15 protein-coding genes are annotated in these 21,068 nt (G+C 71.0%); 5 read left to right on the forward strand and 10 right to left on the reverse strand.

Translation table 11 applies throughout. The features are described 5' to 3' along the window. The first annotated feature begins 128 nt into the window (after positions 1 to 128). Entirely contained in the window at positions 129 to 518 is a 390-nt protein-coding gene (locus ABEA24_RS34760) for a peptidase inhibitor family I36 protein (RefSeq protein ID WP_345436333.1), read from the forward strand. 190 nt (positions 519 to 708) lie between these two features. Here ABEA24_RS34760 and ABEA24_RS34765 read toward each other — a convergent pair whose 3' ends face one another. Both ABEA24_RS34765 and ABEA24_RS34770 read right to left on the reverse strand, forming a co-directional pair. Continuing rightward, positions 709 to 1,350, reverse strand: coding sequence for a (2Fe-2S)-binding protein (locus tag ABEA24_RS34765; protein ID WP_345436335.1), 642 nt, complete (start codon positions 1,348 to 1,350; stop codon positions 709 to 711). A 25-nt stretch (positions 1,351 to 1,375) separates the two neighbouring features. Then, positions 1,376 to 3,385 carry a zinc ribbon domain-containing protein gene (locus ABEA24_RS34770; RefSeq protein WP_345436337.1) on the reverse strand — a complete coding sequence of 670 codons (2,010 nt, stop codon included), beginning with the start codon at positions 3,383 to 3,385 and terminating at the stop codon, positions 1,376 to 1,378. 306 nt (positions 3,386 to 3,691) lie between these two features. On the opposite strand from ABEA24_RS34770, the gene ABEA24_RS34775 reads away from it, so the two are divergent. Next, positions 3,692 to 4,465 (forward strand): class I SAM-dependent methyltransferase, encoded by a 774-nt coding sequence (locus ABEA24_RS34775; protein WP_345436339.1) that lies wholly within the window; start codon positions 3,692 to 3,694, stop codon positions 4,463 to 4,465. A gap of 63 nt (positions 4,466 to 4,528) precedes the next feature. Here the strand turns inward: ABEA24_RS34775 and pgl are convergent, their stop codons facing one another. The 6 genes from pgl to tkt form a co-directional block, all read right to left on the reverse strand. Beyond that, the gene (gene pgl, locus ABEA24_RS34780) at positions 4,529 to 5,305 is read right to left on the reverse strand and encodes a 6-phosphogluconolactonase (RefSeq protein WP_345436341.1); all 777 of its coding nucleotides are present in this window, start codon (positions 5,303 to 5,305) and stop codon (positions 4,529 to 4,531) included. Beyond that, the gene (locus ABEA24_RS34785; RefSeq protein ID WP_345436343.1) at positions 5,302 to 6,291 is read right to left on the reverse strand and encodes a glucose-6-phosphate dehydrogenase assembly protein OpcA; all 990 of its coding nucleotides are present in this window, start codon (positions 6,289 to 6,291) and stop codon (positions 5,302 to 5,304) included. Before ABEA24_RS34785 ends, pgl begins: the two co-directional genes overlap by 4 nt. Continuing rightward, positions 6,291 to 7,826, reverse strand: a complete 1,536-nt coding sequence (zwf, locus tag ABEA24_RS34790) for a glucose-6-phosphate dehydrogenase (RefSeq protein ID WP_345436345.1) — start codon at positions 7,824 to 7,826, stop codon at positions 6,291 to 6,293. Before zwf ends, ABEA24_RS34785 begins: the two co-directional genes overlap by 1 nt. A 302-nt stretch (positions 7,827 to 8,128) precedes the next feature. Beyond that, positions 8,129 to 9,742 carry a glucose-6-phosphate isomerase gene (locus ABEA24_RS34795; protein ID WP_345436347.1) on the reverse strand — a complete coding sequence of 538 codons (1,614 nt, stop codon included), beginning with the start codon at positions 9,740 to 9,742 and terminating at the stop codon, positions 8,129 to 8,131. A 186-nt stretch (positions 9,743 to 9,928) separates the two neighbouring features. After that, positions 9,929 to 11,026 carry a transaldolase gene (tal, locus tag ABEA24_RS34800; RefSeq protein WP_345436349.1) on the reverse strand — a complete coding sequence of 366 codons (1,098 nt, stop codon included), beginning with the start codon at positions 11,024 to 11,026 and terminating at the stop codon, positions 9,929 to 9,931. An 8-nt stretch (positions 11,027 to 11,034) separates the two neighbouring features. Further along, the gene (gene tkt / locus ABEA24_RS34805) at positions 11,035 to 13,077 is read right to left on the reverse strand and encodes a transketolase (RefSeq protein ID WP_425551278.1); all 2,043 of its coding nucleotides are present in this window, start codon (positions 13,075 to 13,077) and stop codon (positions 11,035 to 11,037) included. A gap of 442 nt (positions 13,078 to 13,519) precedes the next feature. Between tkt and ABEA24_RS34810 the strand changes: the two genes are divergently transcribed. Together ABEA24_RS34810 and ABEA24_RS34815 are read left to right on the forward strand one after the other, a co-directional pair. Then, entirely contained in the window at positions 13,520 to 14,464 is a 945-nt protein-coding gene (locus tag ABEA24_RS34810) for a heme o synthase (protein WP_425551272.1), read from the forward strand. Between the two features lie 17 nt (positions 14,465 to 14,481). Continuing rightward, the gene (locus tag ABEA24_RS34815; RefSeq protein ID WP_345436353.1) at positions 14,482 to 15,927 is read left to right on the forward strand and encodes a PrsW family intramembrane metalloprotease; all 1,446 of its coding nucleotides are present in this window, start codon (positions 14,482 to 14,484) and stop codon (positions 15,925 to 15,927) included. 21 nt (positions 15,928 to 15,948) lie between these two features. Here the strand turns inward: ABEA24_RS34815 and ABEA24_RS34820 are convergent, their stop codons facing one another. After that, complete coding sequence (locus ABEA24_RS34820; RefSeq protein WP_345436356.1) at positions 15,949 to 16,404, reverse strand: DUF2871 domain-containing protein; 456 nt, start codon at positions 16,402 to 16,404, stop codon at positions 15,949 to 15,951. Positions 16,405 to 16,686: 282 nt separating this feature from the next. Here ABEA24_RS34820 and ABEA24_RS34825 point away from each other — a divergent pair, with 282 nt between their 5' ends. Continuing rightward, a complete protein-coding gene (locus tag ABEA24_RS34825; RefSeq protein ID WP_345436358.1) occupies positions 16,687 to 19,974 on the forward strand; it encodes a GH92 family glycosyl hydrolase in 3,288 nt (1,095 codons plus the stop codon). A gap of 74 nt (positions 19,975 to 20,048) precedes the next feature. Here the strand turns inward: ABEA24_RS34825 and ABEA24_RS34830 are convergent, their stop codons facing one another. Then, the gene (locus tag ABEA24_RS34830) at positions 20,049 to 20,990 is read right to left on the reverse strand and encodes a hypothetical protein (RefSeq protein ID WP_345436360.1); all 942 of its coding nucleotides are present in this window, start codon (positions 20,988 to 20,990) and stop codon (positions 20,049 to 20,051) included. Positions 20,991 to 21,068: the final 78 nt, after the last annotated feature.

The following is a 21,068-nucleotide window of genomic DNA, read 5'->3' on the forward strand; positions in this document are numbered from 1 at the left end:
CAGGGCGGGCACGTGATCAGAGTTAGGTCCAGAGGCTCTATCGCCCCGAGCGGGCTGTCGGCAGTATTGGCCGGTCCGAATCACTCAGGGGGGCGAGACGTTAACCCCCTGCGACCGAGGAGCCTTTCTTGGCGATCTTGAGCAAGTACGGAGCCGGACTGCTGGCGGCCACGGCGGTGGCGGGCGTGACCCTTCTCAGCGGCGGCGCCGCGGAGGCGGGCACGGTCTCCGCGACGAGCGGCTGCGCCAGCAAGCAGCTCTGCCTTTACGGGAGCACGAACTACACCGGGAAGGTGCTCAATACCAAGAGCCGCCCGAAGTGCACCAAGAGCAAGGCCCTCAAGAGGAAGTTCGCCGTCAAGTCGTACCGGAACTTCACCGCGTACACCTGGTCGGTCTACGACAAGAACTTCCACCTGGTCTACACCGTCACCAAGAAGGGCACCCGCGGCGCCACGAGCAAGGTGGCCAACCCGACCGTCAGGAACAAGGGCATCTACTGGTGCGTCAGCGGCTGAACCACCGGCCTTGGTGAAAGGGCGGGCGCAACGGCCCGCCCTTTCTCGGCTTCCCCCGGCACGCGGTGCGGCGCTCAGGATCGTCCGGCTCTCGGGCGACCTTCATGGAGTGCGGGCCGATGCTGACGGGGGAGGTTGTCGGGGCGATCGCAGCCGGGGAGGACCCCGGTGAGTTCCAGCCGGGCCAAGGTCACAGGAGCGCGCAGTCGCCGCACTTGCCGCCGCCGGGCACCCGGTAGTACAGGCAGCAGCTCCGCCGGCGGAAACCGTAGCGGCCGAAGCCGCCGGTTCCCGCCAATGGAGGCTCGGCCAGGAGCTCCTCGACGAACCGCAGCGCCGTCCCGGAGACCGGAGGGCGGGCCCGCGAGACGACCGTCATCGCGCCGGCGAGGGCCGACGCCGCGTTGCCCCACAGCAGGCCTTCCGCGACCGGCGTGACCGCGCGGACCGCGGCGACCAGCGGCGTCAGGTGATCCTCGATCACGACCCGACGGAAGGTGTCCGGATCCGCGGGAAGCGCCGGCGCGCCCGGTGTCGCGAGGAGGATCGGGCCGGGGGAGGCGGCTCGCCAGTAGGTACGGGCCGGATCGAGGTGCGGCACGCGGCCGTGGACGACGGCGGCGGCGAGCGCCGGCGACCAGAGACGGCCTGCGACGCCCTGGAACAGCAGGGAGGCCGCGACCCGGTCCTCGGACGTGCCGAGACGCATCCGCACGGCCGCGATCTGGTCGGGCAGCGCAGGACCGTACAGTTCGGTCAGCGGCCGCCACAGCGGATGGTCGGCGACGTCGGGGTCAATGGCGACGGAGAAGTACGGCCCGACCCGGGCCACGTCGGCGAGAGCGTCTCTGATCAGCTTAGAGATCCGTAGTCATGTTGAGTGTTGTGACTGGGGGATCTGCCCATCGTAGTGGGGTGGCGTGGGCGTGCAGGTGGAAGCCTGCGCCCAGTGCCGCTCCTTTGGGTCGGTGCCGTGGTCGGTCCCGGCTGGTGGGGGTGGTTGAGCTGATCGTGTGCACGATAGTGGTGCGCACGCCCTGGTACCGGCAGGCCGCGCGGGGCGGTCTGGGGTCCGTGTGAGCGTGTCCCTCCGGACGCTGACCCGCGGGCCTGTTGGGGCCGGGGGTGGAGGGTGCCCTGCGTCGCCTGGGCGCGGGGCGTGGGGTTCGGCGCGGGGTGGGTCCGGTCTTGGACCGGTCCTCCCCGCTGGCTTGAGGGGCGGCGGTCGGGGTGATGACCGCGCTCGCTTCAAGTTTGTCGACCACGCGGGGGATGGCCATCTGGCCGGTGGCGCGGTCGACGGTGGTGTTGTGCTGGTGGGTGAGGCCGCGGGCGGCGATGCGGCGCCATGCGCCGTGGTCGCGGTCGCCTTGCCAGCCACAGTCGGGGTTGGGGCAGATCGCCCATTTCCATCCGGGTGCGGTGGGGCGGTCGGGGGCCTTGCAGTGCCGCAGCGGCAGCAGGCACTGTGGGCAGTGCTTGGAGGTGTTGCGGGCGGGGACGGTGACGACGGCGATGCCGGCTTCGGCGGCCAGGTGCCGCATGTTTCCGACGATCTGCCCGCGCACGGCTTGGGACAGGCGGGTGTTGAGGGTGCGGCCCATGCCTTTGGCCTCCATCGACCGCAGATCCTCCACATAGATCACACTCGCGCCCGCGGCGATCGCCTGATCCACCACCCACCGGGCAGCCGACCAGGCGAGTGCGTCGTTCAGACCTGACCGTCGATCGGCCACGTGCTCGCTCTCGGTCTTCAAAGCGGCGTGCTTGACGGCCAAGGCGTGGCCCTGGTCGCCGCCGATGAGGCGGGCGTAGGTGTCGGTTTTGGCGTGCAGGTGTTCGCCGTGGCGGCGCAGCCGGTGCTGGCGGGCCATCACCCCACCGGCTCGGAACATCGCCCCGGCCCCGAGTGCGGTGATGCTGCCGTCGGACTGCAACCGGCAGGCCCCGGCACTGAGCAGGGTGTTCAGGCCCCAGTCCACCCCCAGCGCCGTCGTGTGACCCTTCCGTTCGGTCTTGGGGACGGGATAGGAGAACGCCAGGTCCGCGTGTACTTTCTTGCCCTGGGGGCGGAGTGTGGGCAGGTGCAGCACCGTGTCGGGCGGGACGGTGGGCGGCAGCGTGATCGGGCAGGCCACCCAGGTCCAGTCGGCGTACGAGCGCGGGTCTGGGCGGGTGGGCAGTTGCAGCCGCAGTAACACCCTGGCTGGGTTGTCCTCGGCGCGTTCCAGGGTGGCCTGCTGCCGGTCCACCGCGGCCAGCACCAGCATCCGCGCCGCGTACGGCGCATCCTCCAACTCGAACACATCGACCGGAAACCGCCCATAGTCGTTGACGAACGCGGTGATCTGCCTCGTGTGCGCTTTGATCACGCTGCTGGGCAGAGACCGGCCATCGGGGATCGCCTCGCGGACGGCGTCCCATTCGGCCGGTGTGCGCTTGGTCGAGTCGGCGGGCCAGGTTTTGAGGATCCCGACGATCATCTCGGCGCGGTGCCGCGCACCACGCAGCATCCGTCCGGCCTGTTCTTGAGCCATCCGCACGATCCGGTCATTGACCCGCACCCCATCGGGCACGGTCACGCCCCAGCCCAGCCTCCGCAACGCCATCCACGCGTTCGACGGCAAGACGCGGTCCGCCTCATCCACCCCACCGGCCAGCACGGCCCCATCATCGGCATTCCAGTGCCCGGCCAGCAGGTCGGCGGTCATCGCCGCAACCAGGTCCGCGGCCCAGCCCACCCGCTCGGCCACCGCCCGAGCCGTCAGAGCCTCTCCGGTCTTCTCATCCACCCCACCGCGCAGGAGAACGCGGGCGGCCGCGGTCCGGGCCACCTGACCGGCGGCCAACGCAAGCTTGCGGCTCATACGACACGACCGGACGACACGCGACCAAGCATGTACGCACAGTAGCGATCCGTATCGGCGGTCCGCTCGGTGATTCGAAAATCCGAGCGAGGTCAGCTCATCAGGGCGTCGACCGTCTGTCGGCTAAGCGCCATCGAGTGCACCCCGCTTTCGCCATCGTGAGCAACCGCAGCAGCTCGACACCCTCGAGTGACCGCTATGTAACATCACGGATCCTTAAGGAAACCTGCGAGCCTGCCCCGGCTCATCCCATCCAGTCAGACCAGAGTCCGGCCCCGCACGGATCACCATCGCGGCTCTGGGAGCATGGAACCCGTGATCTACGACCATCCCTGGGCGTACGAGCTGGCCTGTTCGTTCCGTGACGTCGGCAGCGAGGTCGACGTGCTGCGGCGCTGGGCCGGGGACGCGCGGAACGTTCTGGAGCTGGCGGCCGGCCCGGCGGAGCACGCCCGCGAGTTCGCCCGCCGCGGTGTGGCGGCGACCGCTCTGGACCTCAGCCCGGCGATGTGCGACTACGCCCGTGAGCGGGGGAGCGGGCTGCCCCTGGAGGTCGTCGAGGCCGACATGACCGGCTTCCGGCTCGGGCGCCGCTTCGACCTGGTCATCACCATGCTCGACTCGACGGCGCACCTGATGACGCTGGACGCCTTCGTGGCGTACCTGCGGTGCGTCGCGGAGCACCTCGCCGAGGACGGGCTCGCGGTGATCGAGATGAGCCACCCGGCCGACCGGCTGAGCGAGACGCCCCGGGTCTCGGCGGCGTGGACCGTGGAGAAGGACGGCGTCAGCGCCCGCGTCCGGTGGGGCGATCCGTCGGACGAGATGGACCCGATCACGCAGATCGTCAACGACCACGTGACGATCGCGATCGACGGCGGCGAAGTGATCCAGGGCGTCGTGCCCTACCGCTTCTGGACGGCGACCGAGCTGGACGCGGCCCTTCGTCTCGCGGGCGGTCTCACGGTCGAGGCGCAGTACGGCGACTTCGACCCCGGCGTATCGCTGGAGGCCGCCGAGGCCTGGCGCATGATCACGCTGCTGCGCCGATCGGCCGATGCGGGGCCCTCATCCCGCTGAGGCCGGGAGCGGCGAGGGCGGGCTCTCGCCCGGGTGAGACCGGACGAGAGCCCCCCAGGAGCCTCACGGCGAGGCGATGCGGCCGAGCTCGGGCGGCAGCTGGCTCGCGGCCGCCCGGTCGAGCAGGAACAGCGTGCCCTGCCGACCACGGGCACCCGCGCCGGGAACCTGCACCGGGCCGGCGTCGGACAGCGCGAGGCGGACGGCGCCGGCCTTGGACTCGCCCGCCGCGATGATCCAGACCTCGCGCGCCGTGTGGATCGACGGCAGGGTCAGGGAGAGGCGGGTCGGCGGCGGCTTCGGCGCGCCGCGCACGGCCACCACCGGGCGCTCCTCCTCGTAGAGCGCGGGCATGCCGGGGAACAGCGAGGCCACATGGGAGTCCGGGCCCAGGCCGAGCATCAGCACGTCGAACGACGGGACGACCCCGTGGTCCTCCGGGCGGGTCGCGGCCCGCAGCTCGGCGGCGTACTGCTCCGCCGCGTCCTCCGGGCTCAGGCCCGAGTCGGACGACGGCATGGCGTGCACGCGCTTCGGGTCGACGTCGACGTGGTCGAGCAGGGCCTTGCGCGCGCCGGTCTCGTTGCGCTCCTCGTCACCCGTTGACACGTAGCGCTCGTCGCCCCACCAGACGTCCAGGTGCCCCCAGTCGACGGCGTCCCGGGCCGGGGTGGCCGCGATCTCCTCCAGCACCGCCGTGCCGACGCCGCCGCCGGTCAGGACGAGGTGCGCCCCGCCGCGGGCCGCCTGGACGTCGACGAGACGGGTCACCAGGCGGGCGGCGACGGCCTTGGCGAGCAGGGACTGGTCCTGGTGGACCAGCACGGACGGCGCGGTCACGACTTCTTGCCCCTCGCGGCTCCGCGCGGGGCCTTCGCCGCGGCCGGCGCCGTCGCCGGAGCGGCGGCCTCGGCGGGCGTATCGAGACCCTTGGCGCACCGCAGGACGGCCTCGCGGTAGACCTCGTCCGGGTCGAGGCGGCGCAGCTCTTCCGCCAAGAGCTCCGACGTCGGCCGCCGGTGCAGCGCGACCTGACGGTCCGGCTGGTCGGGCCGGGACAGCGTCGCCACGCGGCCGTCGGGACGGGTGATCGCGACATCACCGCCGTTGGTCGTGGTGAGGCGCACGGCGGTGATGCCCGGCCCGTGCGACTCGGTCACGGCGCACGGGATGGCGAGACGCACCGACAGCCACGCGGCGAGCAGCGCGGCGCTCGGGTTCTGCGGCTCGGCCTCGACGGTCGCCCCGACGATGTCCTCGCGCGGCTGGTCGAGGATCGCGGCCAGCAGCGAGCGCCACGGGGTGATACGGGTCCAGGCGAGGTCGGTGTCGCCGGGCTCGTACCCCTCGGCCAGCCGGGTCAGCGTGCCGATCGGGTCGGTACTTCCCCTGGCGTCGGTGACGCGGCGCTGGGCGAGCGCGCCGAGCGGCTCCTCGGCGGGCTTGCGCGGAGCCACCCCGGGCCACCAGGTCACGACGGGCGTGTCCGGCACCAGAAGCGGCAGCACCACCGAGTCGGAGTGCTCGATGAGCTGGCCGTACAGCCGCAGGATCACGGTCTCGCCGGGCCCGGTTTCACCGACGCGGACCTCGGCGTCGAGCCGGGGTTCCCCGTTGGAACCGCGGGCGATGACCCCGATGATCCGGCACGGGTGCTCACGGGCGGCCTCGGTGGAGGCGCGGACGGCGTCGTACTGCGCGGCCTCGTCGGTGTAGATCACGAGGGTCAGGACCTTGCCCGTGGCCGGCCCGCCCATCCGGTGCCGGGCCGCGCTCAGCGCGTCCTGGATCTTCCGGGTGGTGGTGTTGGTGAGATCGATGTTCATCAGAGTCGCCTCCACGCCCGGCCGTCGCGGGCCATCATCTCGTCCGCGGCCTTCGGCCCCCAGCCGCCCGACTTGTACGGCTCGGGCTTGCCGTGCTTGTCCCAGTACTCCTCGATCGGGTCGAGGATCTCCCAGGACAGCTCGACCTCCTCCTGGCGGGGGAACAGCGGCGGGTCGCCGATGAGCACGTCGAGCAGCAGGCGCTCGTACGCCTCGGGGGAGGACTCGGTGAACGACTCGCCGTAGTCGAAGTCCATGTTCACATCCCGGACCTCCATGGAGGTGCCGGGGACCTTCGAGCCGAACCGCATGGTGACGCCCTCGTCCGGCTGCACGCGGATGACCAGGGCGTTCTCGCCGAGCTCCTCGGTGTCCGTGACGGCGAACGGCAGGTGCGGAGCGCGCTGGAAGATGAGCGCGACCTCGGTGGCGCGCCGGGTCAGCCGCTTGCCGGTCCGGAGGTAGAACGGCACGCCCGCCCAGCGGCGCGTGTCGACGTCCAGACGGACCGCCGAGTAGGTGTCGGTACGGGAGTTCGGCGGGATGCCCTCCTCCTCGAGGTAGCCGCGCACCTTGACCCCGCCCTGCCAGCCGGCGGCGTACTGCCCGCGCACGGTGTAGGCGCCCAGGTCCTTGGGCAGGCGTACGGCCGACAGGACCTTCGCCTTCTCCGCCCGCACGGACTCGGCCGCGAACGACACCGGCTCTTCCATCGCGGTCAGCGCCAGCAGCTGCAGCAGGTGGTTCTGGATGACGTCCCGCGCGGTGCCGACGCCGTCGAAGTAGCCGGCACGGCCGCCGATGCCGATGTCCTCGGCCATCGTGATCTGCACGTGGTCGACGTAGGAGCGGTTCCAGATCGGCTCGAACAGGTTGTTGGCGAACCGCAGCGCCAGGATGTTCTGCACCGTCTCCTTGCCGAGGTAGTGGTCGATCCGGAAGATCGACTCCTCGGGGAAGACCTCGTGCAGGATCGCGTTGAGCTCCTGCGCGCTGGCCAGGTCGTGACCGAAGGGCTTCTCGATCACGACGCGGCGCCAGGAACCCTCCGACGGCTGCGACAGGCCGCTGGCCTGCAGCTGCTTGACGACATCCTGGAAGAACTTCGGCGGGATCGACAGGTAGAACGCGTAGTTGCCGCCGGTGCCGCGCTGCTCGTCCAGCTCCTTGACCGCCATGGCCAGGGCCTCGAACGCGCCCGGGTCGTCGAACGTGCCCGGCACGAAGTGGATGCCCTCGGCGAGCTGGTTCCAGACGTCCTCGCGGAACGGGGTACGGGCGTGCTCCTTGACCGCGTCGTGCGCGAGCTGCCGGAAGTCCTGGTGCGCCCAGTCGCGGCGGGCGAAGCCGACCAGCGAGAAACCCGGCGGCAGCAGACCCCGGTTGGCGAGGTCGTAGATGGCAGGCAGCAGCTTCTTCCGGGACAGATCACCGGTGACGCCGAACAGCACGAGCACACACGGCCCGGCCACCCGCGGCAGCCGCTTGTCCCGGGGATCGCGGAGCGGGTTGAGCGCCTTTTCAGCCCTCTTCATCGCGTGTCTCCGTTCCCGTCGGCTTCGTGTTCATCACAGGGAGTACGCGGCGGCGCCCCGATCGTCCCGGTGGGCCATCTCATGCCCAACTTCCCTGTCCTTCCTAGTGGCGCCCGGGCGGTGGGCCGCCTCGGCGTCGTCCTCTTCGTTCAAGCGGCCGTCCGCGCTCTGCCGAGCCGGTGACCATCTTCGCTAACCCTCGTATCGTGCGCGATCTTCCCAGCGTCCCAGGATCTATACGGTCGGGTACCAGAAAGGCGGAGAACCCGGACAGGAACCAGGATGGCATGCTCCGCTCTCCCTCAGTCGCCGAGGGCGGTCTCCAACTCGGCGATGCCCGCCGCGCGGTCCCGCAGGTGCAGCCGCACGGCCGGACGGCCCCGGGAGCGCAGCGCGCGCAGGTCGCCGAACGCCTGGGCGAGATGCAACGCCTTCAGGCCGTACGGCCGGCCGGGCACCTCGACGTCCCGTTCGACCGCGCCGGTGATCTGGAGGACCAGCCCGCCCTGAGGGCCGTCCTTGTGGACCTGGCCGGTGGAGTGGAGGGCCGCCGAGCCCCAGCCGAAGCCGACCGGGACGTCGCGGCGCCGCCGGGCGAGCAGCGGGCGCAGGCGCGCGGCGGCGGCGTCCCCGACGCGGTCCAGGTGGGCGACCACCGCGAGGTGCCCGCGGTCGGGGATCGCCCGGAGCATCGCGTCGAGGGCGCTCCGCAGGTCCTTGGCCCCGTGGAGCAGCTCCGCGGGGCCGTGCACCTCGACGGAGCCGTCCACCAGCGCCGGTTCACCGGCGATGAGCGTGGGGGCGGCACCGTCCTCCGCGCCGCGCAGCAGGGCCGCGACCGCGTTCTGGGACTCGCGCAGCGCGGGCTCGTCGAACGGGTCGACGCCGATGATCCGGGCGGCCACGGCCATGGCGTACTCCCACAGCGGGAACTGCGCGCCGAGCGGGCCGGACACCGCGAGGCCGGCGTCGCCGGCCCGGTCGCCCAGAGCGAGGGCCCACCGGTCACCGCCGGACCGCAGCGCGGCCACGTCCTCGACGACGATCGGCACGACGCCCTTGCCGTCCTTTCCGGTCGCCGCCGCGGCCAGCTGCTCGACCCAGCCGGACAGCCCGGGAAGGCCCGAGCCGTTGTCGGCGATGATCAGTTTGCCGTGGCCCTGTGCGGCGGCCGCGCCCAGCGCCGCGCCGAGTGTCAGGCCCGGATTGTCGTACGGCAGGCGAAGAGCGGGCCGGAGGGCGGCGGCCTCGTCGAGCAGCCGCTCGACGTCGGCTCCGGACAGCGCGGCCGGGAGCAGGGCGGACGCCGACAGCGCCCCGAACCGGCCGTTCGTCTCCGGGTCGGACAGGACCACCCGGTAACCGGTCTCCTTCGCCCAAACCTCCATCGGCGAGCCCGGGTCGGTGACGACGACGATCCGCTCGGCCGGATCGACGCCCGCCGCGCGGAAGGCCCCCTCGAAGACGCGGCGCAGGTCGTCGGTCTCCAGCGTGCGGCCGCTTTTGCTCGCCACGACCAGGACCGTGCGGTCCAGCCGGTCGTCGACCGCGCGGCGCACCTCGTGCGGATCGACCGTGTCGAGCACCGTCAGCTCGGTGCCCTGCCCGTGCGCGATCACCTCGGCCGCGCGTGCCGGACCGCCCATCCCGGCCAGCACGACCCGGTCTAGCCCGGCGAACCGGCTCACCAGCTCGGACAGCTCGGGAAGCAGGCGGCGGGACGTCTCCGGCGCGTCGACCCAGCCGAGCCGGCCGGCCGCCCGGCCCGCCGCGTCCGGGCCCCACAGGCTGGCGTTCTTGGCCATGAGCGCCGTGGGCACGCCGTCGTACGCCAGCCGCTCCAGGGCCTTGTCGGTGTGGACGGCATCGCCCTCGACGGTCACGGACACGCGTCCGGCGGTCACTCGCAAGGTCACGGCGTCTCCTGGCCTGATCCGTCCGCCACGCCCTGCGAGCGGACCCCGCCCGGACGTGGGGTGTCGTTCGTTTCCCGCGTCGGGCATACCCGGTTCGGCGCGTGTCACTCACAGTACATGGATCATCGCGAAAAGCGCCCGGCCGGCTCCGTCGCGTGACGGTCACCGGCCGGGCGAGGCTTCGGATCAGGCCTTGTCGCGCAGCTCGCTCTTGATGCTGTCGAGCAGCTCGTTCCAGGACGCCTCGAACTTCTCGACGCCCTCCTCCTCGAGGACCCGGACGACGTCGTCGTAGTCCACGCCGGCCTCCTTGAGGGCGGCCATGTGGGCGCGGGCGTCGTCGTAGAACGGGCGGACCCGGTCACCTCGGACGTCCCCGTGGTCGGCGACGGCGTCGAGGGTCGGCTCCGGCATCGTGTTCACGGTGTCGGGGGCGACGAGCTCGTCCACGTACATCGTGTCGGAGTACTCCGGGTTCTTGACCCCGGTCGACGCCCACAGGGGACGCTGGACGCGGGCGCCCGCGTCCTTGAGCGCCTTCCAGCGGTCGGTGCCGAACTTCTCCTCGTACAGCGCGTACGCGAGCCGGGCGTTGGCGATGCCCGCCTTGCCGGCCAGGTCCGTGTGGCCGAGCTTGTCGAGGCGCTTGTCGATCTCCGTGTCGACGCGGCTGACGAAGAACGACGCGACCGAGGCGATCTTCGACAGGTCGTGGCCGTTGGCCCGCGCCTTCTCCAGGCCCTCGAAGAACGCGTCGATGACCTGGCCGTATCGCTCCAGCGAGAAGATCAGCGTGACGTTGACGCTGATGCCCTGCGCCAGCGTCTCGGTGATCGCCGGCAGGCCGGCGAGCGTCGCCGGGATCTTGATGAAGACGTTCGGCCGGTCGACCATCCACCACAGCGCCTTGGCCTCGGCCGCGGTCTTCTCGGTCTCGTTGGCGAGCCGCGGGTCGACCTCGATCGACACGCGGCCGTCGAGGCCCTCGGTGCGGTCGTAGACCGGGCGCAGCACGTCGGCGGCCCAGCGGATGTCGTACGTCGTGATGGCCCGGGAGGCCTCCTCGACGTCGACGCCCCGGACGGACAGCTCGCGTACCTGCTCGTCGTACGCCGAGCCCTGGCTCAGCGCCTTGGAGAAGATCGTCGGGTTCGACGTCACGCCCACGACGTGCTTCTCGCGGATCAGGGCCTCGAGGTTGCCCGTGCGCAGGCGCTCCCGGCTGATGTCGTCCAGCCAGATGGACACGCCCTCGTCCGAGAGCTTCTTCAGGATCTCACTCATGTCTCTCCTCAGTTACCGGTCGTTTCACCACGCCCGCCGATGCCCGCCTTGATCAGGCTGGACCCGGCCGCGGCGACGACGCGGTCGGCGGTGAAGCCGAACTGCTGGAAAAGGGTCTTGTAGTCGGAGGAGGCGCCGAAGTGCTCCAGGCTGACCGACTCGCCGAAGTCGCCGACGAACGCCCGCCAGCCCAGGCCGATCCCGGCCTCGACCGAGACGCGGGCCCGGACGGAAGGCGGCAGGACGTGGTTGCGGTAGGCCTCGTCCTGGCTCAGGAACCACTCGACGCACGGCATCGAGACCACCCGGGTCGGCGTGCCCTTGGCCTCCAGGATCTCGCGTGCCTCCACGGCGGTCTCGACCTCGCTGCCGGTCGCGATCAGGATGACGTGCGGCTGGCAGTCGGACGCCTCCGCGAGGATGTAGCCGCCCTTGGCGACGCCCTCGGCGCTCGCCAGCTCGCCGCGGTCGAACACCGGCAGCTTCTGCCGGGAAAGGCAGAGGCCGGCGGGCCGGTCCGTGTGCTCGAGGATCGTGCGCCAGGCGACGACGGTCTCGTTCGCGTCGGCCGGCCGGACGACGTCCAGCCCGGGGATGGCGCGCAGCGCCCACAGGTGCTCGACCGGCTGGTGCGTCGGGCCGTCCTCGCCCAGGCCGATCGAGTCGTGCGTCCACACGTAGGTCACCGGCAGCTTCATCAGCGCGGCGAGGCGTACGGCGGGGCGCATGTAGTCGCTGAAGACCAGGAACGTGCCGCCGTAGGGCCGGGTGCCGCCGTGCAGGGCGATGCCGTTCAGGATGGCGCCCATGCCGTGCTCGCGGATGCCGAAGTGCAGCGTGCGGCCGTAGCGGTTGCCGGGCCAGTCCTTGGTCTGGAACTCCTCGGGGATGAAGGACGGCTCGCCCTTCATCGTGGTGAGGTTGCTCTCCGCCAGGTCGGCGGAGCCGCCCCACAGCTCGGGGAGGACCGGGCCGATCGCGGAGAGGATCTCGCCCGAGGCCGCGCGGGTGGCGAGCTGCTTGCCGTTCTCGAACTCCGGCAGTTTGGCCGTCCAGCCGTCCGGCAGCCGCCGGGCGGAGATCCGGTCGAACTCGGCGGCCCGCTCGGGGTCGGCGGAGCGCCAGGCCGCGAACTTCTGGTCCCATTCGGCGTGCAGTGCCCGGCCCCGCGTGATGACCTCACGCGAGTGGGCGAGCACCTCCTTGGGCACGTCGAAGGACACGTCCGGGTCGAGGCCGAGGATCCGCTTGGTCGCCGCTACCTCCTCCTCGCCGAGCGCGGCGCCGTGGGCCTTGCCGGTGTTCTTCTTGTTCGGCGCCGGCCAGCCGATGATCGTGCGGAGCGCGATGAACGACGGGCGGTCGGTCTCGGCCTTCGCGGCCTCCAGGGCCTGGGCCAGAGCCTCGACGTTCTCGTGGTAGTCGCCGTCGGTGGTCCAGTCGACCCGCTGCACGTGCCAGCCGTAGGCCCGGTACCGCGCGTCCACGTCCTCCGACAGCGCGATCGCGGTGTCGTCCTCGATCGAGATGTGGTTGTCGTCGTAGATGACGGTGAGGTTGCCGAGGCGCTGGTGCGCGGCGAGGGCACTGGCCTCGTGGCTGATGCCCTCCTCGATGTCGCCGTCGGAGGCGATCGCCCAGATGTTGTGGTCGAACAGGCTCTTCCCGGGCGCGGTGTCGGGGTCGAAGAGCCCCCGCTCCCGGCGCGCGGCCATCGCCATGCCGACGGCGTTGCCCAGCCCCTGGCCGAGCGGCCCCGTCGTCGTCTCGACGCCCGGCGTGTGGCCGTGCTCCGGGTGCCCGGGTGTCTGGCTGCCCCACTTGCGAAGCGCCTTCAGGTCGTCCAGCGACAACCCGTACCCCGACAGGAAAAGCTGAATGTAGAGCGTCAGGCTGGAATGGCCGGCGGAGAGGACGAACCGGTCCCGGCCCGGCCACTTCGGGTCGGTCGGGTCGTGGCGCAGGAACCGCTGGAACAGCAGGTAGGCGGCCGGAGCGAGGCTCATGGCCGTGCCGGGGTGGCCCGAGCCGGCCTCCTCGACGGCGTCCATGGCCAGCGCGCGGATGACGTCCACGGCCCGCCGGTCCAGGTCGGTCCATTCGAATGAGTTATCAGAATGCGTACTCACGAGACGCTCCAGGCTCCTCTCGACTACGTGTCAGTGTCCCCGTGACCCGTCCCAGCCGAAAAGAGCCCGTGACCAGGCCACTGCCGGGGCCCGTACGCGAGCCTATCGCTCACGCCGCCACCGCCTTGACAGGTGTTCCTCCATCATCAACACCGCGACCCTTGTACGGCATTTCCCTGAGATGCCGGGCTTAACCCGTTGCGCCCCGCCCACCCCGGTGACGGGGTGCGCGGAGACCGGCACTACAGTGATTGCGCGGTCCAGCCCATGGGGCGGCGGCCCGATCAGAGCCGACTGGCGGCAAGGAAATCCGAGGATCAGACACAGTGTCCCTTAACGTCGTGAACGCGCAGGTGAACATCCGGTGACGGTGGTCATCAACCGTCCGGCGAGGACTCCCGCGCCGCCCACGCCCGGCCGTCGACCGTTCGGCGCGCTGGTCCGCGCCTACGTGGCGCTGACCAAGCCGCGGATCATCGAGCTCCTGCTCATCACGACGCTGCCGGTGATGTTCCTCGCCGCCGGCGGGCTGCCGCCGCTGTGGCCCGTCATCGCCACCCTCGTCGGCGGCATGCTCTCGGCGGGCGGCGCCAACGTGCTGAACTGCTACATCGACCGCGACATCGACGCGAAGATGCGCCGCACCCGCCGCCGGCCGCTGCCGATGGTGCAGGTCACGCCGAAGGAGACCCTGGTCTTCGGGATCGCCCTCGCCGTCGCCTCCACCGTGTTCCTCGCGCTGGCCGTGAACCCTCTGTCCGCCGGGCTGTCGGTGTTCGCGACCCTGTTCTACGTCTTCGTCTACTCGCTGCTGCTCAAGCGACGGACGAAGCAGAACGTCGTGTGGGGCGGGATCGCGGGGTGCATGCCCGTCCTGATCGGCTGGTCCGCGCTGACCAACAGCATGTCCTGGACGCCGGTCGTGCTGTTCCTCGTGGTGTTCTTCTGGACGCCGCCGCACACCTGGACCCTCGCCATGCGCTACCGCGAGGACTACGCGGCCGCCGAGGTACCGATGCTGCCCGTCGTGGCCACCGAGCGGCGGGTCGCCGTCGAGGTGATCGTCTACACGTGGGTGACCGTGGCGTGCTCACTGGCGCTGTGGCCCATCGCCCACACGACGATCTTCTACCCGATCGCCGCGGCCGCCCTCGGCGCCGTGTGCCTCGTCGAGGCGTACCGCCTGCTCGGCCGGGTCCGCGCGGGCATCACCGGCGCGGTGCTCAAGCCGATGCGCTACTTCCACCTCTCGAACGCGTACCTGGCACTGCTCTTCCTGGCGGTCGCGATCGACCCGCTGCTGCACTGACGGGTTAACCTCCCGGCATGGCGCGTGTTGATCCCAAGGCGATCCTCGAAGGTCGCATGCCCGGCAGGGCACCCGTCGGGCTGATCATCGGGCTGGTCGTCTCGTCGGTCTGCGCGATCGTCGTCCTGGGCCTCGACGCGCTCAACGGGGCGCCGTTCATCGTCGGGTTCGTCCTGGCGATCCTCCCGGTGCCCCTGCTGATCTCGCTGGTCCTCACCCTCGACCGGCTCGAGCCCGAGCCGTGGCGCGCGCTGCTGTTCGCCTTCATGTGGGGCGCCGGCATCGCCGTGCTCGGCGCGCTGATCCTCAACACCGCCGGCTACGAGTTGCTGACCAAGCCGGTGTTCGGCGAGCGGGGCGAGCTCGTCACCGCCTCCGTCGGCGCGCCCTTGGTCGAGGAGTCGCTGAAGGGCGCGGTGCTCTTCGGCTTCCTGTGGTTCCGCCGCAACGAGCTGGACGGCCTGACCGACGGCATCATCTACGCCGCCATGGTCGCCCTCGGCTTCGCGATGATGGAGAACGTCGGGTACTACATCCGGGCGTTCCACCAGCACAACCTCGAGGCCGTCTTCATCATGCGCGGGGTGATCTCCCCGTTCGGGCACCCGCTGTTCACCTCGATGACCGGCCTCGGCGTCGCCTACGCCGCCCTGCACCGGGGCGCCGCCCGCGTCGTGGCGCCCGTCGCCGGGCTCTGCGCGGCGATGCTGCTGCACGGGACCTGGAACTTCTCCACCGCCTTCGGCCTCAAGGGCCTGATGATCGCCTACGGCATCGACTTCCTCATCCTCATCGGACTGATCGTCACCGTCCGCTGGGAGCGCCGCCAGACGGTCCGGCTGATCCAGCGGCACCTGCCGATGTACGCCGGAACCGGCCTGGTCACGCCGCAGGACGTCCACATGCTCGGCAACCTCAAACTGCGCCGGCGCGCCCGCCAGTGGGCCCGCATGGCCGGCGGGACGCGCGCCGGGCGGGCGATGGCCGACTACCAGCTCGCCGCGACGGAGCTGGCCCTGCTGCACCAGCGCGCCGAGCGGCACGTCGCCGAGCCGGCGTGGTTCTACCGCCGTCGGCAGGACCTCCTGAACCTCATGCACCTCGCCCGCCAGGCGTTCCAGGGCCGGCAGACGCGGCCGCTCGTGCCACCGTGGGCCGGACACGGCCAGTCCGGGTTCCTCCAGCCGGGCCCGTCGTACGGCCCGCCGCCGCCCGGCCCGTTCTCCAGCCCGGCCCCGTACGGCCCGCAGGAACCCCGGAACGCGCCGCCGTACGGCCCGCCCGGTCCGCACGGTGCGCCGGGACCGTACGGGCCGCAGGAACCCCGGGACACGCCGCCGTACGGCCCGTCAGGACCCCAGGGCACGCCGGGACCGTACGGACCCCAGGGGCCGGGACCGTACGGCCACGGGCCGCAGGAGCCTCCGGGCCCGTACGGTCCGGGTCCGCACCGGCCGCTGTAGGGCGCGCCCGCACGGCATGGCTCAGGCGTCGGCGAGCGGTTCGGCCGGGGCCGCGCCGCGGTCCGCGATCTCCCGCCGGGCGGGGATGCGCTTGCCGAGGGTGATGAAGAACAGGATCAGGCCCACGGTCAGCAGGATGTGCCCCAGCCCGGCGACGAGGGCGATGGCGGCGCCGCTCCCGTGCCCCAGGACGGTCAGCGTGCCGTGGAGCGTCATCATGGCGACGGTCACCGCCAGACCGGCGTTGTACACCCAGAAGAACCAGCCGAACAGTTTGACGGTGCTCAGGGCGAACTGCTTCTCCAGCATCAGGACGATGAGGAAGAACAGCATCCCGAGCGCGAGCACGTGGGTGTGCACCAGACCGAGCTGCGAGTCCCCGGTGAAGTGCTTGATCTTGGTGACCTCGCGGTAGTAGAAGCCGCTGACCAAGCCGACGATCATGTAGATGTGGGCGGCGTTATAGATCTTCTTCACTGTCCTGACCTCGGGTTGTGCTTCAGAGTGACCTCACCCTGCCGGTTCGCCCGAGCTCCGATCAACGACAGAGTCGGTAACGTCTGTTGACCCCGCGCTAATCAATCGAGGGAATCGCCTGGCCGCCGGACCGTGACGTGGCGATATCACTGTGGCCGGTATTGCCCATTGACTGTGGAGTGACACAGATCAACAATGCCGGTAGCCCTGACAACGTTGTCATGATCTCTTGCGGTGGTCCTCCGCCAGCGCACCCTGTGACCTCCCCCCAGAGGAGCAGCTGTGTTCAGACGCTCGCGCGCCCGATTGGCGGGCCTCGTCGGCCTTGCCCTGACCTCCCTGGCCCTACCGGCCGTCCCCGTCCATGCGGCGCCCCCCGACCTCGCCTCCTACGTCAATCCGTTCGTGGGCACCCAGGACGGCGGACCCGACTTCGGACACGGTGGCGGCGCCGGGATGAACTTCCCCGGCGCCGTCGCTCCGTTCGGGATGATGCAGTGGAGCCCCGACACCGTCCGCAATTCCGGCGGCGGGTACAAGTACGAGGACAACCGCCTGCGCGGCTTCAGCATGACCCACATCTCCGGGCCCGGCTGCACGGGTGCGCAGGACTTCCCGGTCATCCCGTTCTCCGGGCCGGTCACGACGTCGCCCGCGACGCACGCCGACGACTACGTCCAGACCTTCAAGCACGAGAACGAGCAGGCGTCGCCCGGCTCGTACGCCGTGACGCTCGACTCCGGCGTGAAGACCGAGCTGACCGCGACAGAGCGGGCCGGTGTCGGGCGGTTCACCTTCCCCACCGACAAGGTGGGCACGCTGCTGCTCAACGTGACGGGGTCGATCAACGGCGTGGACGACGCCGAGGCCACCGTCAAGGGCAACACGGTGTCGGGCTGGGCGAAGACCGGTGGGTTCTGCGGCGCGGACACCAAGTACTACGTGTACGTCACCGCGACGTTCGACCGGCCCTTCCAGGCGTACGGCACGTGGAAGAACGACTCGGTGGAGCCGGGTGAGGACGCCGTGCGCGGCAGCGCCCCGCCTAAGGTGCCCCAGCAGACGCAGAAGACCTTCGGGCGGTTGAACAACGGCCCCGAGGGCAAGCCGATGCCGCAGCGCTCTCCGCAGGCCCTGGCCCGTGACGTCACCGTGAAGGGCCCGGGCTCGGGCGTCTACCTGCAGTTCGACACCAGCAAGGCCAAGCCGGTGCAGATGCGCACCGCGGTGTCGTACGTGAGCATCGACGGCGCGAAGCAGAACCTCAAAAAGGAGATCGGCGGGCGGGGCTTCGACTCCGTGCGGAACGCCGCGCGCGCCGCGTGGGACAAGCGCCTCGGGCAGATCAAGGTGAGCGGCGGGGCGGACGACCGGCTGCGGACCTTCTACACCGCGCTGTACCACGCGATGCTGCAGCCGTACATCTTCGACGACGTCGACGGCACCTACACCGGGTTCGACTACCGCACCCACAAGGTGAAGAAGGGCCACCACCAGTACGCGACGTTCTCCGGGTGGGACATCTACCGCAGTGAGGCGCAGCTCATCGCGCTGCTGGCGCCCGACGTGGGCGCCGACATCGCCCAGTCGATGTACAACGACGCGCACTCGGTCGGCGACGTGTGGGACCGCTGGTCGCACCAGAACACCATCACCGGCGTCATGAACGGCGACCCCTACCATTCGATCGTGTCGACGATGTACGCCTTCGGAGCGCGGAACTTCGACGCGAACGCCGCGCTGGCCGCCATGGTCAAGGGCGCGAACCGGGTCGGGGAGGACAAGAACACCTCCTACACCGAGCGGCCCGGCAACGCCGACTACCTCAAGCTCGGCTACGTGCCCGCCGACCCGGCGACCACGCTGGAGTACGGCATCGCCGACTTCGGCATCGCCCAGCTCGCCCAGCGCCTGGGGGACAAGAGCACCTACCAGGACTTCATGAAGCGGGCCCACGGCTGGGAGACGATCTACAACCCGCAGAACGACTGGATCCAGCCGCGCTTCGCGGACGGCTCCTTCCTCACCCCCTTCGACCCGGCCGACTCGAACTGGTACGTCGAGGGCAACGGCTCGCAGTACCACTGGATGGTCTACGACGACGTCGCCGGTCTGTTCAACGCGATGGGCGGCCGGGACCAGGCGGCCAAGCGGCTCGACACCTTCTTCACCAAGCTCAACGCCGGCTCGCACGAGCCGTACGCCTACCTGGGCAATGAGCCGTCGCTGCAGTCCCCGTGGCTGTACGCCTGGGCCGGGCAGCCGTACAAGACGCAGGACGTCGTTGCGCGGGCCCGCACGGAGCTGTTCAAGTCCACGCCGGGCGGTCTGGTGGGCAACGACGACCTCGGCACGATGTCGGCGTGGCGGGTGTTCGCCGGGCTCGGCATGTACCCGGCGATCCCGGGCCGCGCCGAGATGGTCCTCAACAGCCCCGAGTTCCCGCAGATCACGGTCACCCGCTCCAGCGGCCAGAAGATCACGATCAACGCGCCGGGGGCGTCCGACGCCAACAAGTACGTGCAGTCGCTGAATGTCGGCGGCAAGGCGACCAGCCGCGCCTGGCTGCCCGAGTCGTTCGTCGCCTCCGGCGGCAGGCTCGACTACACCCTCGGCGCCCAGCCGAACACCACCTTCGGCAGCGACCCGAAGGACGCCCCGCCGTCCTTCGGCACCGGCGCCCGCCCGTTCCTGTCGGCGATCACGCCGGGCACCGCGTCCGTCGAGCCGGGCGGCTCGGTTGAGGCGACGCTGCGCGTCCAGGCCGTCGGCACGGGCGACACCGTCAGCTGGACCGCCAAGCCGCCGGCGGGCATCACGGTCACGCCGTCCTCCGGCACACTGAAGGTCGCCGACGCCGACCAGGTCGACCAGAAGGTGACCGTCTCGGTGGCCGCCGACCAGAAGCTGGACTACTACTCGGTGCCGGTCGAGCTGACCGCCTCCGGGCAGTCGGTGGGCACCACCGGCGTCACGCTCAACGTCGCCAAGCGCGGCACGATCGAGTGGTACCAGAACAACGCCGGCATCTCCGACGACGGCAAGCAGGGCAACGCCAACTTCGACGGCGGCGGGTGGAGCTACTCCGCTCAGGCGCTGGCCGCGGCCGGCCTCAAGCCCGGTCAGCCGGTGACCTGGAACGGCTTCACCTTCACCTGGCCGAACCGCACGCCGGGGCAGCTCGACAACGTCCAGGCGAACGGCCAGGTCGTCGACCTGCCCGGCGCTCCGAAGGGCGCGTCCAGGCTGGCGTTCCTCGGTTCGGCGGGCAACGGCAACGCCCCGTCGACGGTGACGATCACCTACACCGACGGGTCGACGGCGACGGGCAAGCTGGAGTTCAGCGACTGGGCGCTCGGCGCCGATGCCTACCCGCCGAAGTACGGCAACGAGATCGTCGCCAAGACCCCCTACCGCAACGGGTCCGACGGTAACCAGCAGAAGATCAACATTTACGTGTTCGGCGCCACGCCGATCGCGCTCGACGCGAGCAAGCAGGTCAAGAGCGTCACGCTGAACACCCCGTCCAGCGGAGGGTCGCTGCACGTCTTCGCCTGGTCCTTCTCCTGAGCCGGCCCCGGTGAGAGCCCGACCCGCCGGCGGGCTCTCACCGGGGTCTTCATCGCCGCCGTGGGCGGCGGCCGTCAGGCGGGGATGGGGCGGTGCTCGCCCAGGCGGATCGGGCGGCCGGTCGTGTCGAGCACCACCCGGCCGCCGACCGGGCCGGTCAGGGTGACGTCCAGAGTGCGCGCCGTTCCGAAACCGGGGCAGTCGCCGGTGCGGCCGGTCACCGCGCTCCCGACGACGATCGCGTGCGCGGACTCGTAGACCCGGCCGTGGACGGAGCGCGCCCCGCACTCACCGCTGGGCGTGAGAACCGTCACGCGCAGCCGCAGCGGGTCGCCGGGCACCGCGTCGAGCGCATACACGGGAGTGCCACCGGATACGGGCGTGGGGGTGGGGAGCGCTCCCGCGGTCTCCGGCCGGACCGCCACCCGTACGACCGGGCTCTTCAGCTTCGGCACCGTGAACGACCAAGCGGGGACCTGTGCCACGCCCCGGCTCGTGTGCAGGGAGACCACCCCGAGCCGGGCGCCCGTCACCGTGAGGTCGCATTCGGGGCACGGCACGGCGGACGCTCCCGCCACCCCTCCGGGCGGCGTGGTTCCCGGGCTCGCCCTGTCGGGGACCGTCCGGCTCATCGTCCCCCGGTCCAGCGCGGCGTACGCGTCCCGGGCACTGATCAGCGGAAGGGAGAGCGTGCGGCCGTCGGGCCAGCGGATCGTGCCCTGCCGGGGTGTCTGCTCGGGCAGCCGGCCGCTCAGCCGGTAGGCGCCGATGCGGTACGCGAGCCTGGTGTTGTCCGTGAAGCCGGGGTCGCGCGGAAGGACCGTGAGCTCTTCGAGCGGCACGAAGCCGGAGGTCCAGGCCTTCGGTTTGCCCGCGGCCTCCCACGCCGCGATCGCCTGCCCGGCGCGCCGCCGGAAGTCGTCGTTCGCGGTCCTCGACCCGCCTGCGGTCCGCTCACCGCACGCGGTGAGGATCAGCGCGAGTCCGGCGGCGACGGCGATCAGACGAGAGTGCATGACGGCCTTTCGGCGGAGGACGAGCGTATTAGACGCATCCCCGCACCGGGCGGTTCCATCCGCGAGGTCCCGCACGCC

The sequence above is a fragment of the Actinoallomurus vinaceus genome, assembly GCF_039542055.1.
Classification (GTDB): Bacteria; Actinomycetota; Actinomycetes; order Streptosporangiales; family Streptosporangiaceae; genus Actinoallomurus; species Actinoallomurus vinaceus.